The organism is Bacillus sp. NPDC094077 (assembly GCF_050279465.1).
Taxonomy (GTDB): Bacteria; Bacillota; Bacilli; order Bacillales; family Bacillaceae_G; genus Bacillus_A.
In genome coordinates, this window is sequence record NZ_JBNNUF010000003.1 from 512,123 (window position 1) to 526,689 (window position 14,567).

Genomic DNA, 14,567 nt, shown 5'->3' on the forward strand with positions numbered 1-14,567 from the left:
TTTTTTTTTGCGAAACTCCAAAAGCACGTCTCTCACTTGTAACGAGTGGTGGCGGCTTTTGGAGTTTTTTTATTGCATAAGAGGAGGAACAAACATGAAAGTATTACAAGAAAAGATTTTGAACGAAGGAAAGGTTTTATCTGGTGATGTATTAAAAGTAGATGCATTTTTAAATCACCAAATTGATCCAGTACTTATGCAAGAAATCGGAAAAGAATTTGCTAAACGTTTTAAAGAAGATAACATTACAAAAATCGTGACGATTGAATCTTCAGGCATTGCACCAGCGGTTATGGCTGCATTAGAACTTGGTGTAAAAGTAATCTTTGCAAGAAAACGTAAATCGTTAACGTTACAAGATAATATGTACGTTGCAAAAGTATATTCATTTACAAAACAAGAAACAAATGAAATCTCATTATCTCGAAATCATATCGATGAAAATGATCGCGTGTTAATCATTGATGACTTTTTAGCAAACGGTCAGGCTGCTTTAGGTTTAATGAGTTTAGTAGAGCAAGCAGGAGCAAGTATTGCAGGAATTGGGATTGTTATTGAAAAAGCATTTCAAGATGGAGGAAAGAAGCTTCGTGAACAAGGCGTTCGTGTTGAGTCACTAGCAGAAATTGCATCACTTGATAACGGCACAGTTACATTTGTACAGCAAGAAACTGCGGAGGTGAAATAACGATGAAGCAGCATCCATTTAAAATTGCATCGCTTGGTATGCAGCATATGCTTGCAATGTATGCGGGTGCAATTATCGTTCCGCTCATTGTGGGCGGCGGACTTGGTTTAAATCAAAAAGAGTTAACATATTTAGTCTCAATTGATTTATTAATGTGCGGCGTTGCGACAATTTTACAAGCATTATCAAATCGCTTTTTCGGGATTGGACTTCCAGTTGTACTTGGCTGTACATTTACAGCGGTTGGACCGATGATTGCAATCGGAAAACAATACGGTGTGTCTTCCATATATGGAGCAATTATTGCCGCCGGTTTATTCGTTGTTATTTTTGCAAAGCTATTCGGAAAACTTGTAAAGCTTTTCCCGCCTGTTGTAACAGGGTCTGTTGTTACGGTAATTGGAGTTACTCTTGTTCCAGCGGCTATTAATGATATGGCTGGAGGAGTAGGCAGTAAAGATTTCGGAAGTCTTGAAAACTTAGCATTAGCATTTGGTGTTTTATTATTTATCATCATTATGTATCGTTTCTTTGATGGTTTTATCCGTTCTATTTCTATATTACTTGGTCTGTTGTTCGGTACAATTGTTGCAGCTTTTATGGGGAAAGTAAGTTTGCAAGCGGTTGGAGAAGCGGATTGGTTCCACGGTATTCAGCCGTTTTACTTCGGTACTCCAACATTTGAATTAACGCCAATGATTACGATGATTCTCGTTGCGTGTGTAGGGATTGTAGAAGCAACAGGTGTATACTTTGCATTATCTGATATTTGTAATAAAAAGATCGGTGAAAAAGAATTAACAAAAGGCTATCGCGCAGAAGGATTAGCGATGGTGTTAGGTGGTATTTTCAACGCGTTTCCATATACAACATACTCTCAAAACGTAGGGCTTGTTCAATTAACAGGAGTAAGAAATCGCGTTATTATTTATACTTGCGGCGGTATGTTAATTGTTCTTGGATTTATTCCTAAAATTGCAGCTATTACAACAATTATTCCGAAATCAGTACTTGGCGGTGCGATGTTAGCAATGTTCGGTATGGTTATGGCATATGGTATTAAAATGTTAAGTAGCGTTGATTTTGGAAAACAAGAGAACTTATTAATTGTAGCATGTTCTGTCGGAATTGGACTTGGGGTTACAGTCGTTCCTACATTATTCTCACAACTTCCTGAGAGCGTTCGTATTTTAACAGATAACGGAATTGTACTTGGAAGTGCATCAGCAGTACTTTTAAATATGGTGTTTAATATGGTGCCGCAGCGCAAAGTGAAAGTAAAAGAAGAACCTGTTTCGATGCAAAGTGAAGTAAGAGAAGCATAAAAAGCAAGGTCTCATTATGAGACCTTGCTTTTCTTTTTAAGTGGCATCATCTTTCCATATGTACCAAGGCGCCATATATATTCAAGTGGCCCGTATTGGTAACGAGAAAGCCACCAGCGGCTAATAAAGATTTGTAACGTGTAGAAACTGATACAAAATAGTGGTCCAATCCATAATGGAGCAGGGTAATAATTTTTTAACACTAGACCAAATACAAGTAACGTAACAATTGTATGCGAGATGTAATTGGTTAGGGCCATTCGTCCAACGTATTGGAATGGACGTAATAATGTTTGCCATTTTTCTTTTTGTAATAAGCGCATCAGCGTGAAAATGTAGAATATGAATAATGTTTTTCCGCTAAACATTGTAAAGGCACTCATGTAAATAGGGTCATAAGGTTGTTTTGACAAGAAATAACGAACCATAAAGAACCACATTGGTAATGTTAAAACGAACATAATAATTTGCCATTTTTTTAGTTTTGGATCTAACTCTTTTGAGCGGCGGAAAATATCCTTTTTTCCGGCATATAAACCAAGTAAAAATAATCCAACTGTTTCTGGAAGCATGAATGCATTTAGCCTAATTGCTTCAGAATAAAACGCGTGGAAACGATCTTGTATTTGTAATATCCAGTCCTCTAATGGCACGAGTGGTAAGGAGAGTCCTAGCTCATCTCTTGGCATTAAGGCAATTCCAATGCTAGTAATTAGCATTAAAAATTGAAAAATACTTAGTAAAACTAATGCCCATATTAAAATAGTACGAGGCTTTCTTTTATAAAATAACAATAAGAAAAATCCAGCGATTGCATAACTATGTAAAATGTCCCCGTCCCATAAAAGAACGTAATGCAAAAAACCAAATAATAATAAAATGAGCAAGCGGCGAACAAATAAAGTTTTCGGATGATCTGTTTTCGCCTCAGCACGACTCATAAAGATGTAAAAACCTAATCCGAATAAAAACGAAAAAATTGTATAAAATTTCGTTTGAATAAACATATCGTAAAATAGGCGGATATAGCTGTCTAATCCCTCATAAACGCCTGAAATGTCTCGAGAGTCAACCCCGGCGATAACTGGCCAGTTAACAAGAAAAATACCAAGTACAGCTATTCCTCTAATAATATCGATGGAGTGTATCCTCTCGCCTTGTGAAGGATTTTGTGTCATTATCTTCCTCCTTGTTAAGTAATTCCTTTTATTATACAAAATGTAAGATGGAGAGGATAGGGTAGATTTCCATTTTTTTAAACTGTTAAGATATGTAGGATGAGATATAATAAGAGTGCACAACAAGTTTTAAACTTCTTTAAAACAGGCAGTAAAGCTCCTTCTTATAAGGGGCTTTCTTTATGAAAAGTGTTGATAATGATTCTCTTTAATGATAAAATATATTCAAAAGTGATAATCATTATCAAAAAAAGGTTGGTGCGTGAGTATGGTATATGCATTAGTAGCAGGTACGGTCGCTGTATATGCGGTTATTACGAAGTATGTAATAAATGGAGTAGGAACAACAAAATGAATGATATAACGTAAAATCCCTTTCATCTGTAAAAAGAATGAAAGGGATTTTTTATTTTTAATGAGAATATGCTGAAAATTTAGTATGATAGTAAAGTGAAACTGTAATCAGTTTGGATGTTGAGCCCATACTGATTATTAGTCCGCGAATAGCGGGCTAAAGTATATACATCTTGGATAAAGGGGAACAAGGGGATGACAAACATAGTACAGACAAACGGTATGAAAAAACTTGTTTGTTTTTATGAAGAGTGGCAAAAACATGGAGATGCAGAGAATAGCTTAAAGTTGTTTGAAGTGATTCAAAAATATAAACAAGAGCAACTTATGATAGCGTTCTGTGGTCACTTCTCTGCAGGAAAATCAACGATGATGAATCATCTATATAAAGCGCAGCTATTACCAACCAGTCCAATTCCGACAAGCGCTAACGTCGTTAAAATTGAAAAAGGATTAGACCGTGTAGTTGTAACGATTAAATCTGGAGAACAGTATGAATATGATGGTGCATATTCAGCAGAAGAATTAAAACAAATTTGTAAAGATGGCGATGAGGTAATTGGTGTTCATATTTATCGAAATGATGCACCAATTCCAGAAGGGGTAATGTTAGTTGATACACCAGGGATTGATTCTACAGACGATGCCCACCAATTAGCGACAGAATCAACGCTTCATTTAGCGGACGTTATTTTTTATATGATGGATTATAACCACGTTCAATCAGAAGTGAATTTACAATTTGTTAAAGAATTGAAACAACGTAATAAAACGGTTTATCTCGTTGTAAACCAAATAGATAAACATAAGGAAAATGAATTATCATTTGAAAGTTATAGGGATAGTGTAAAACAATCGTTCTCTAACTGGGATATTGAAGTAGATGGTGTTTATTATACTTCATTACGAATGATGAACCATCCACATAATGAAATTGGAAACTTAGAAGCACTAATTACTTCTATTATGGAAGAAAAAGAACAGTATGTAAGAAATGGAATGGAACGAGAAACAGAATATTTATTGGGGGAACATTTCTCGTTTATTCTTTCTGAAAATGAAAAGTATCTTATGAAATATGAAGAAGAGTTAGCATCCCCACTTTCCATTTCAGAGATAGTTGAAAAGAAAGAAGAGTTAACTGAAAGTAAAAATCGTACGGCTAGTAAAGAATCTGATATAAGAAATGAATTTATAAAAGATTTACAAGCTATATTAGATAACGCGTATTTAATGCCATTTGAAATGAGAGAATTGGCGAATGCGTATTTAGAAACGAAATTAACGAAATTTAAAGTTGGTTTGTTATTTGCGAAGGGAAAGACGGAACAAGAAAAACAAAGACGTGTAGATGCTTTTTATTCTGCTTTGCAAAAGACTGTTGAAACGCAACTTGATTTTCATGTGAAAGAATTTATTGTGGCATTCTTAAAAGAAGAAGGATTGTTCACGGAGGAAATTGGGAAAGACATATATGCTTTAGAGATTGCTTTCGGACCAGAATTGTTGTCCGAAGTAATTAAACAAGGTGCGGGTTTCACAGGTGATTACTTACTTCTTTATACAGCGGATGTAGCGAATGAACTGAAGAAACGTTATTTTATAACAGCACAGCAAATTTTCGATAAGAGTGCATTTATTTTAAAGCACAAGGTGAAGGAAGCAGTTGTTCGTATTGAAGAAGAAATTGAAACATATACGATGTTGCAAATGGCGAAAGAAACGCAATTACAATACAGTAACAATTTTGAGGAATATGAGGGTTATTTACAAAATATTTGGCACGACCATGTTGCTACACCAGAAGGATTGCAAATAGATGAGATATTGCAAAATAAAAAACAAACTGTTAGCGAGAAATTTACACTACAAGAGCAAGAAATTGTAATCGATAACGTAATGGCTCGTGAGGAAGAGATGAAAGGAACGGCAGTATTAAATATTCAGCGTATACTAGAAAAAGTGAAAAAAGCTGAAATGATATTAGAACCATTGCCTACGCTGAAGCATGTACAGCAAGAAGTAATAGAAAAAAGACGTCGTGTGGAAACGAAACAATTTACAGTAGCGTTATTCGGAGCTTTTAGTGCTGGGAAATCATCATTTGCCAATGCATTGCTTGGTGAGAAGGTACTTCCTGTATCACCAAATCCGACGACGGCGACGATTAATCAAATTTTACCGGTTACAGAGGAAAAGCCACACGGAACAGTAATTGTTCAGTTTAAATCGAAGCAAGCGCTATTAGAAGATATGAAAGCTGTTTATAAGCTGTTTCATTATGAGATTACTACGTTAGATGAAGCGTTAGCGCAAATTGATAAAGTTATGAAATATCCTTCACCAAGCGGGAAACAAAAAACAACCTTTAGCTTTTTACGAGCGGTACAAAAAGGATATGGTGCAGTTTCTGCTCATTTAGGGGAACAAGTTCAAGTTACGTTAGACGAGTTCTCTGATTATGTAGCGAATGAAGAAAAATCATGTTTTGTTGAGTATATGGAACTTTACTATGATTGTGCTTTAACAAGGCAGGGAGTAGCACTTGTAGACACGCCTGGAGCGGATTCTATTAACGCCCGCCATACGGACGTTGCATTCCAATATATTAAAAATGCAGACGCTATTTTATTTGTAACATATTATAACCATGTGTTCTCTCGTGCTGACCGTGAGTTTTTAATTCAGCTTGGTCGTGTAAAGGATACTTTTGCTCTTGATAAAATGTTCTTCTTAATTAATGCGGCTGATTTAGCAGAGTCTGAAGAAGAGCTTGAAATGGTAAAAGGTTATATCGCAGACCAACTACTGCAATATGGTATTAGAAATCCGCGTTTGTTTGCCATTTCAAGTTTATGTGCACTTGAAGAGAAACAAGGAAAGAATATTGAAAAAGAGAAGTACGGTATTTTACAAAACTCTGGGATTGCTAAGTTTGAAGAATCATTTACGTCCTTTATGATGAGAGATTTAATGCTTGTATCTGTGCATGCTTTATATGGTGCATTGCAAGGAGCAGATCAACTTTTAGTAAACATGATAAACGGTGCAAAACAGGGGAATGAAGAGAAAGAGAAGCAAACAAAAAAATATGAAGCAGAGCGTGATCAACTACTTCATATTATTTCATCATATAGTGTGCTTGCTGAGGAGCAAGCTATGCAAAATGAAGTGAAAGAATTGCTTTATTACGTGCAACAGCGTTTATTCTTATGCTATAACGATGTGTTTACTGAATTTATTAATCCAGCGTCACTTCGAACGGATGGAAATGTAAAAACGCAGCTGCAACAGTGCGTTATGGAATTAGTAGCATTTATTCAGCATGATTTATTACAAGAAATGCGTGCGACATCATTACGTCTTGAAAAATGGATAGATGAAGCGATGAAGCGTGCAAAGAATGAAATTGTAGAGAACTGTAAAGTAGAAAATGAATCAATTTCTATGAGTGGAACAGTGGAGTATGATTATAAAGATATTACACATAAAGAACCGTTCCCTTCAGTTGAAATAAAAGATTTCAAAAAAGCACTGGCACATTTTAAAAACGAGAAAAGCTTTTTTGAAAAAAATGATAAAGCTTTCATGCAAGAAGATGCTAAAGCTGTGCTAGAGCCGTTCGTATCAAACTATGTAGCTGATGAAAAAGATTTATTTGTTCATCATTATAAACAAGAGTGGGATATGAAATGGAACTTATTCCAAAAGGTGATGCAACAAGATGTGATGAACTATTATGAAAGTATATTATTTGCATTAGCGGAAACAATTGATGTATCACTATATGAACAAAGTAAAGAACAACTACAAAAGCAGTTAGTAGAGATTGAAAAAGAAATTTATGCTATATAGTCGTTATGAAAAAAAGATTCGTTCGATCTTCTTTTGTAGCACAGTATCTAAAGATTTTACAAATCCTGCAAATTCATCAGTAGAAATCATATGAGTAAGAACGAGTCGTCTACCGTCTGGTGTTTCACCGCATAAGACGAATGAAGAAAATTCATATGTTTTGTTTTCTACTACTAATTTTGGATAGGAATACGTGTCGCTTTTCTTCTTCTTTCCATCAATAGAGATGACGTTGCATTTTTTCTCATTGTTGTCCATGGTGAATCCCTCCTTTCTATTACTTATGGTAGACAAGGAGGGTTTAGAACAATAGAGAAGGGGGAATTTTTTATGTCTGTTGTAATAGAGCTTATTTCGAAAGAAGCTCTACCAAAATCGTTATTGCTACTCGCTGATCCAAGCGAACGGCAAATTGATGCATATGTAGAAAGAGGTTTAACATATGTAGCTATACAAGAGGACGAAGTTATAGGTGTATATGTTCTTTTGGAGACAAGACCGAAGACGATGGAAATTATGAATATCTCGGTTGTAGAGCATATGCAAGGAAAAGGTATTGGAAAGAAGCTATTGAAGCATGCGGTAGAAACTGCTAAAAAGTATGGTATGTCCAAACTTGAAGTTGGTACAGGTAATTCAAGTGTTTCACAGCTTGCGTTATATCAAAAATGTGGATTTCGTATTTTTTCTATTGATTTTGATTACTTTTCGAAGCATTATGAAGAAGAGATTGTTGAAAATGGGATTGTATGCCGTGATATGATTCGGCTTGCAATGGAATTAAATAAAAAAGTATAACTTATCTAGGGGGAAGAAAAGATGGAAGTACATAAAGCAATTACAGCACATTCTCGTAAACAAAATGAAATTGTAAAAACATTTTTGCAATTAGATGCGCAACGTGAAGCAGCTATTGAAGCGGCGATATCACTTGCATCAAATGGGAAAGAATTTTCAGTTGATGTTATTAACGTGGTAACAAAGCAAATTAATGATCTTGCGAAACGAGGGGTTGCACCGCAGCGTAAACTTGTTACAGAAGATATGGTAATGGAATATGTAGGTCGCGTGCGCGAGAAAGAAGGTCGTTAAAGATGATTGTTACAGTCGAATGGTTACGTGAGCATATGGAAGATGAGAATGTCCGTATAATCGATTGTCGTTTTGATTTAGCGAATCCTAATTGGGGTAGAGAAAAGTATGAAGAAGAACATATTCCTCATGCGTTATATTTTGATTTAAATTTAGATTTATCAAGTCCTGTAACGGAACATGGTGGTCGCCATCCATTGCCACATATTGAAGAGTTTGCAGACAAGCTTTCAAAAGCTGGTATTGATGAATCTGCGATAGTAATTGCGTATGACAGTCAAGCTGGTGCAAATGCTTCTCGGTTATGGTGGTTATTAAACTATGTAGGACATGAGAAAGTATATATATTAGATGGCGGATTTCCGGCTTGGAAAGAGAATGGATTACATACAACAACGGAAATTCCTGCTGTTGCACGAAAAACATTTAAAGCAAATATACAAGATCATATGCTTGTCACGATGGAAATGGTCAGAGAGAATATTCATACAGGTGCAGATGTTACGTTAATTGATTCTAGAGAGCCAAAACGTTATACTGGTGTAGAGGAACTTGTTGATCCGAAGGCAGGACATATTCCTACAGCAGTAAACCATTTTTGGAAGGATGGAATTCTAGAATCAGGACAATTTAAAAATGAAGCCCAGCAACAAGAACGATTCCAAAATCTTTCGAAAGATAAGGAAACAATTGTATATTGTGGTTCTGGTGTTACAGCATGTCCAAACGTCATTGCATTAAAATTAGCAGGATTCCAAAATGTTAAATTGTATGCAGGTAGCTGGAGTGATTGGATTTCTTATTCAGAAAATCAAATTGCAAAAGAAGAAGATTAATCACTTGCATGCAAAAATAATTTGTATTAAAATAAGGTCACAAGCAAGAGATTGCTCGAAAAAGATTGTATTTTACACATTGAAAACAATGTGATAATATAACGACAAGTCAATAATACATCCTGCGGTGTGCGTAACTTATTTATGTCTAAAACCGATGTTAGTTATACGGAAGCTCAATATTTAGCGACCATCATCAAGCCTTCCTTGTGGAGGAAGATGTACGGTAACTGTGAGGGCATCCACCTGCGAGTAGCGGGTTTTTGGACATTTACGAGGAGCGGCACGTGCGGGGGGTCTTATTTCAACTAACATTATATAAAATTCCTACGGTGTACGTAGCTTATGCATGTCTTAAACCAATAAGTATAATACGGAAGTTCGATATTTAAATGTAGATAACAAGCCATCTTTTTAAGAAGGAAGTTACAAACATTTGTGAGAACATCCACCTGTGAGAGCAGGTTTATGGACATCTAGAGAGAACGGCATATGTGGGGCTAAATAAAAACCTTACGTTTTATACGTAAGGTTTTTTGTTGCATAAATATATCGATATTATCTTGATTCACCTGTGAAGTTTCCATAATAAATATAGCACTTTCGGTCTTCATCAACCTCTCTTGAAACTAAGGTGAACTCCATATGCATTCCGTCTCGCTTAATATATATAATATCTAAATGGAGAGAGGATAAAATTTCTTCATAATTCCATATATCTTTACTTTCTATTATTTTGGAGGAGGATTCCTTAAGTTCTCTAACCTCAAAGCCTATGTGGGAGTATAGGATCTGAAGGATTATTTGAAAAAACTCTGATGTGTTCAACTCATTTAAATAGTCAAAGGATGAACAGGAAGTATATGACTGTAATACACTAGAGGGAGTCATTGTAATAAGGAAAAGTTTCCATACAAAGTGTTGACATCTATTTTAAATAAGAGTAACATTTTCTATGTAATGAAATAAGTCTCTGTTAGGTGAGGCTCCTGTATAGAGAAATGCTACTGCCCAAAAATGTCGAGAGACGCCAATGGGTCAACAGGAATGATCGAATTAAGGTTTTTCTTAACGTAGCTGGTAATGTACCTATGCTATACAGTGCTAAAACTCGGCGAGGGAGAGGTCTGTAGATTTCTAATTGTATTAGGAATCGTTTATTTGTGTATGTAATGACCTTTGCTCTTTTCGGAGTAAGGGTCTTTTTGTTACAAATATATGAGTTGTTTCATAGTATAGACTATAACTAAAAAATAAACGAGGAGGTGAGGAGCATGTCAAATTCTGACTCGGTTCCGTTACCCATATACTTCAAATCAAAAATATATGATGTAGGCAGGAAACGACTTGTTCCTCCCTCTATATTTATCATAATGTAGCGTTTATATACATATTTAAGCGCTAGACGCTTTCATGGTAAAGTTGATAAATTGAGAAACAAAGCGTTTCTTCCTATGTTGTAAAGGAGGAGACGATAATATGTTATATGCAAACAAAACTGTGGGTAACACGTCATATAAACTAAGTAAAAAATCAATGAAAGAACAAACGATGCTTCAAAAAAATAAAGATTTATTAATTGAAATCGCAACAAGAGATGTAAAATCTGTATTTGCGTATTTTAAAACAACAAGAGACGGATTATCTATGAAAGAGGCGCAAAAACGTATTCAAGTATACGGCCGAAATGAACTCACTTCAAAAAGAGCGCTTCTTGCAGAGGTAATGATGAAGTTAAGCGGAATGATTCCAGGTCTTTCGAAACAACATGTGCGTGATGAATTACAATGCGAAAAAATTACTGTGTCTAGAGTGGAATGTTCTAGTAATGCAGGGCTAAACACTGAACTGAAAATGATGGAGATACCAGTACAAGAGCTTGTACCTGGAGATATGATTTTTCTTTCAGCTGGAGATACAGTGCCAGCAGATGTACGTATCATTTATGCAAATGATTTATTAGTAAATGAGTCTGTGCTAACGGGAAACGACGCGAGTATAGAGAAATTTGAGAGTTGCTATCATCTTGAACGTAAACGATTTATTCCATTAAAACGGATGAAAGATTATAATCCACTTGAGCTTGAAAATGTATGTTTCAAAAGTACGTATATTGTTAGTGGAAATGCAAAGGCTGTAGTTGTTTCGACTGGAAAGAATACGTATTCAGGAATACTGCATACTTGTTGTAGTAGAATGTCTTAATGTGTTAATGATGCTAAATATACAAAAACAATGTATAATAGACAAAGTTGAGCAAAAACGTAGAATGGTAATCTACTTATATAACCTTACGTGATAACGTGAGGTTATTATTTTTTTAATAGGAGAGGAATTATGAAAAAAGTATTATTAGTTGATGGTATGGCACTATTATTTCGTGCTTTTTACGCAACAAGTGTCTATGGACAGTTTATGAAACGACAAGATGGTACCCCAACGAACGGGATTCATGGTTATATGAAGCATTTATTAACAGCTACGCAAGCAATCGAACCAACACACATCGTAACGTGCTGGGATATGGGAAGTACGACATTTAGAACGGAATCGTTCTCGAATTATAAAGCAAATCGTGCAGCGCCGCCAGAAGAATTAATTCCGCAATTTGATCTAGTACAAGAAATGACTGCAAAATTATCGATTCCGGTCATCGGTATGAAAGGATATGAAGCGGATGACTGTATCGGTACGCTTGCAAAACAATATTGCAATGAAGCGGAAGTTTATATTTTAACAGGTGATACAGATTTACTTCAACTCGTTGATAACAGCGTTACAGTTATGCTTCTGCGCAAAGGAATTGGAAATTACGAGTATTACACACCAGAGAAAATTATGGAAGAGAAAGGTGTAGAACCATGGCAAATCGTCCATGCGAAAGCGTTCATGGGAGATACGAGTGATAACTATCCAGGTGTAAAAGGTATCGGTGAAAAAACAGCGTATAAGCTGATTCAAGAGCACGGAACAGTACCAGCTGTACTAGAAAATGTAGCATCATTAACGAAAGCACAGCGTACAAAGATTGAAAGTGATTTAGAGAACTTAAATATTTCATTACAATTAGCGCAAATTCATTGTGAAGTTCCAATTTCATGTTCACTAGAAGAAGGGTTACACACAATGGATGAAGAAAAACTTAGATTCGTTTGTGAAGAAATGAATTGGGGAAGACCTGAAATATTAATAAATATGTTGTAAGAAGTGGAAAGACCGATTAAATATTTTTTGATCGGTTTTTCTTTTTGTTCACAAAGTTGTCAGGAAATAAACAGAATTTTCATATGAAGTTCAAATAGAATTCACAACAATCAATTATTATAAGACAAACAGATAATTACTTATCCCGTATTAACGGGTAGTAGGACTTTAATCAGTGGGGGTAAATCCTCCCCGCTGATTAAAGTTTCACTTTATCTTTTATATAAACCATCCCCCAAGGAGGAAAATAAAAATGCGAAAAAAAATGAGAAAATCCTTTAAACAATTATTAATAGAAAATAAACAATCACTACTAACTAATAAAGAGAATATGAAAGAAATTGAAGAACGAATTGAGAAACGACATGTAGCATATAGTGGTTCTAATAATTGAATGAAGATTGATTTATAACACCCCTTCACAAAGTGAAGGGGTGTTATAGTATAGTGAGAAGGAGAGAAAGAAGGGGGAGCTACTGTGTGAATATAGTGGAGAGGCTTGGAGAAAATAATATATCATGTCTTCTTAGTCTATCGGAAAGGATAGGCTGGGATTATAGTTTAGAAGAAATCGACACCATTTTAAATTCAGGTATCGTATATGGCATGCGGAATGAAAAGAGAGAAGTAATTGCTAGTGCAGCAATTATATTATATGAAGGGGCGTTAGCGTCTATCGGAATGGTGATAGTACATCCAGATTATAAAGGAAGAGGGATCGGAAAAACGATAACAGACTTATGCATTAAGAGCGTATCAGCACATACTCCAATTATGCTTATTGCTACGGATGAGGGAAAGCCTTTATATGAAAAGCTAGGATTCAGGACGGTGAGTTATGTTTCTAAATACATATGTAATGTGTATAATGAATTGCATAAATATGAAACAAATGAAGAGTATCTCATTAACTATGAAGAGCAAGATTTTGAAGCTATAGTACAAATAGATGAAGAGGCATTTGGAGCAAATCGTAAAGAATTTTTAAGTTATAGAATTACACAGAGTGAACAATGTGTAGTTATTAAAGATAGAAAGCAAAATGTTATAGGTTATGGTATAAGTATACAAACACCAGAAAATAAAATCATAGGACCAATCGTTGCTAAAAATGACGCGATGGCAATGGAAATTGTTCATTCTTTAGCGAAAGGGCATAATGGAAAATTAAGAATTGATGTGTCGGAAGGAAAAATAGATTTTATGAAAGGCTTAGAGATTTCTGGTTTTCAAAAGGTGAATATACCGCCAATTATGATGAAAAATAGCAATCAATTTTTGAAAAGGAATGGAGAATTATATAGCATTGCCGCACAAATTTTTGGATAAAAAGAATCCTTCACTCGGAAGGATTTTTTTATTCACGGTATTGGTCATGAATAGGCTGAAAGAGGTCTTCTTCACTACCTCTCACAATAGAAAAATGATCAACATTATAATGACCGTGTAGAGTTTTATTATGGTGCTCGATAATTTGCTCTGCGGCCAATACGTTTGAATCAGTTGTTGAATGACCGTTTTTAATTAATGTAACATCAAACCCTTGCACAGTTGCTGTCCTAACAGCAGTGTCAATACAATGTTCGGTTTTACATCCACCTATAACGAGATGATTAATCTTCTCTTCTTTTAAAAGTTCAAGTAAAGGAGTACCATAGAATGAATTTGTTGCTGCTTTATTAATAAGGATTGCAGACTGAGGTACTTGAATTTGATTATGTACTTCAAATCCTTCACCGCTACCAGAAGCAACATCGATATCTCTTACGAAAACAATAAGGGCATTTGAATCAAGTGCTTTCTGTACAGCTGTATTTAGTGTAGCTAATAACTCGGTTTTACGGAACACTTCATTTTCCTCTTCGTTTCCATCAATTAATTCTTGCTGTGCATCAATAATTAAAAGTGCTTGTTTCATTCTGTATCCCCTTTAATATAAAATAAATTCCACTATACATATTTCTTCATATTGTAAGGAAATCCTCTATTGTTAGTGAAGTAGACAATAGATTTACAAAGTTGTCAAAGAAATTTC

Annotated in this window: 13 protein-coding genes, 2 other RNA genes, 1 pseudogene and 1 riboswitch; of the genes and pseudogenes, 12 read left to right on the plus strand and 4 right to left on the minus strand. The window is 35.2% G+C overall.

Annotated elements, in window-relative coordinates:
• Nucleotides 1–94: 94 nt before the first annotated feature.
• Together ACQKNR_RS11410 and pbuX are read left to right on the plus strand one after the other, a co-directional pair.
• Entirely contained in the window at nt 95–688 is a 594-nt protein-coding gene (locus ACQKNR_RS11410) for a xanthine phosphoribosyltransferase (RefSeq protein ID WP_427317865.1), read from the plus strand.
• A 2-nt stretch (nt 689–690) separates the two neighbouring features.
• Nucleotides 691–2,013 carry a xanthine permease PbuX gene (pbuX, locus tag ACQKNR_RS11415; RefSeq protein ID WP_427317867.1) on the plus strand — a complete coding sequence of 441 codons (1,323 nt, stop codon included), beginning with the start codon at nt 691–693 and terminating at the stop codon, nt 2,011–2,013.
• A 14-nt stretch (nt 2,014–2,027) separates the two neighbouring features.
• On the opposite strand, the gene ACQKNR_RS11420 is transcribed toward pbuX, so the two are convergent.
• Nucleotides 2,028–3,191 carry a DUF418 domain-containing protein gene (locus ACQKNR_RS11420; protein WP_427317868.1) on the minus strand — a complete coding sequence of 388 codons (1,164 nt, stop codon included), beginning with the start codon at nt 3,189–3,191 and terminating at the stop codon, nt 2,028–2,030.
• A gap of 549 nt (nt 3,192–3,740) precedes the next feature.
• On the opposite strand from ACQKNR_RS11420, the gene ACQKNR_RS11425 reads away from it, so the two are divergent.
• A complete protein-coding gene (locus ACQKNR_RS11425; protein WP_427317870.1) occupies nt 3,741–7,400 on the plus strand; it encodes a dynamin family protein in 3,660 nt (1,219 codons plus the stop codon).
• Nucleotides 7,401–7,403: 3 nt separating this feature from the next.
• Here the strand turns inward: ACQKNR_RS11425 and ACQKNR_RS11430 are convergent, their stop codons facing one another.
• Nucleotides 7,404–7,658 carry a DUF3931 domain-containing protein gene (locus ACQKNR_RS11430; RefSeq protein WP_000369740.1) on the minus strand — a complete coding sequence of 85 codons (255 nt, stop codon included), beginning with the start codon at nt 7,656–7,658 and terminating at the stop codon, nt 7,404–7,406.
• Nucleotides 7,659–7,730: 72 nt separating this feature from the next.
• Here ACQKNR_RS11430 and ACQKNR_RS11435 point away from each other — a divergent pair, with 72 nt between their 5' ends.
• The 5 genes from ACQKNR_RS11435 to ssrS (ACQKNR_RS11455) all read left to right on the plus strand — a co-directional run bounded on the left by ACQKNR_RS11435 (nt 7,731) and on the right by ssrS (ACQKNR_RS11455) (nt 9,833).
• A complete protein-coding gene (locus tag ACQKNR_RS11435; protein ID WP_427317872.1) occupies nt 7,731–8,198 on the plus strand; it encodes a GNAT family N-acetyltransferase in 468 nt (155 codons plus the stop codon).
• Between the two features lie 21 nt (nt 8,199–8,219).
• Nucleotides 8,220–8,492: a YpbS family protein gene (locus ACQKNR_RS11440; RefSeq protein ID WP_427317874.1), complete on the plus strand. Its 273-nt coding sequence runs from the start codon at nt 8,220–8,222 to the stop codon at nt 8,490–8,492.
• Nucleotides 8,493–8,494: 2 nt separating this feature from the next.
• The gene (locus tag ACQKNR_RS11445; RefSeq protein WP_427317876.1) at nt 8,495–9,328 is read left to right on the plus strand and encodes a sulfurtransferase; all 834 of its coding nucleotides are present in this window, start codon (nt 8,495–8,497) and stop codon (nt 9,326–9,328) included.
• A gap of 116 nt (nt 9,329–9,444) precedes the next feature.
• A non-coding RNA gene (gene ssrS, locus ACQKNR_RS11450) (6S RNA) lies at nt 9,445–9,628 on the plus strand.
• Nucleotides 9,629–9,649: 21 nt separating this feature from the next.
• A non-coding RNA gene (ssrS, locus tag ACQKNR_RS11455) (6S RNA) lies at nt 9,650–9,833 on the plus strand.
• A 53-nt stretch (nt 9,834–9,886) separates the two neighbouring features.
• Here the strand turns inward: ssrS (ACQKNR_RS11455) and ACQKNR_RS11460 are convergent.
• Nucleotides 9,887–10,142, minus strand: a pseudogene (locus ACQKNR_RS11460) (hypothetical protein); the annotation flags it as partial.
• Nucleotides 10,143–10,293: 151 nt separating this feature from the next.
• A riboswitch (M-box (ykoK) riboswitch) is annotated at nt 10,294–10,457 on the plus strand.
• Between the two features lie 350 nt (nt 10,458–10,807).
• Here ACQKNR_RS11460 and ACQKNR_RS11465 point away from each other — a divergent pair.
• The 4 genes from ACQKNR_RS11465 (at nt 10,808) to ACQKNR_RS11480 (ending at nt 13,861) form a co-directional block, all read left to right on the plus strand.
• Nucleotides 10,808–11,533, plus strand: a complete 726-nt coding sequence (locus tag ACQKNR_RS11465; RefSeq protein WP_427317878.1) for a cation-transporting P-type ATPase — start codon at nt 10,808–10,810, stop codon at nt 11,531–11,533.
• A gap of 132 nt (nt 11,534–11,665) precedes the next feature.
• Nucleotides 11,666–12,532, plus strand: coding sequence for a 5'-3' exonuclease (locus ACQKNR_RS11470; RefSeq protein ID WP_427317880.1), 867 nt, complete (start codon nt 11,666–11,668; stop codon nt 12,530–12,532).
• A gap of 253 nt (nt 12,533–12,785) precedes the next feature.
• A complete protein-coding gene (locus ACQKNR_RS11475; protein WP_427317882.1) occupies nt 12,786–12,926 on the plus strand; it encodes an FbpB family small basic protein in 141 nt (46 codons plus the stop codon).
• Between the two features lie 86 nt (nt 12,927–13,012).
• Entirely contained in the window at nt 13,013–13,861 is an 849-nt protein-coding gene (locus tag ACQKNR_RS11480) for a GNAT family N-acetyltransferase (RefSeq protein ID WP_427317884.1), read from the plus strand.
• A 28-nt stretch (nt 13,862–13,889) separates the two neighbouring features.
• On the opposite strand, the gene ACQKNR_RS11485 is transcribed toward ACQKNR_RS11480, so the two are convergent.
• On the minus strand, nt 13,890–14,450 hold the full coding sequence (locus tag ACQKNR_RS11485; RefSeq protein WP_427317886.1) for a cysteine hydrolase family protein: 561 nt from the start codon (nt 14,448–14,450) through the stop codon (nt 13,890–13,892).
• Nucleotides 14,451–14,567: the final 117 nt, after the last annotated feature.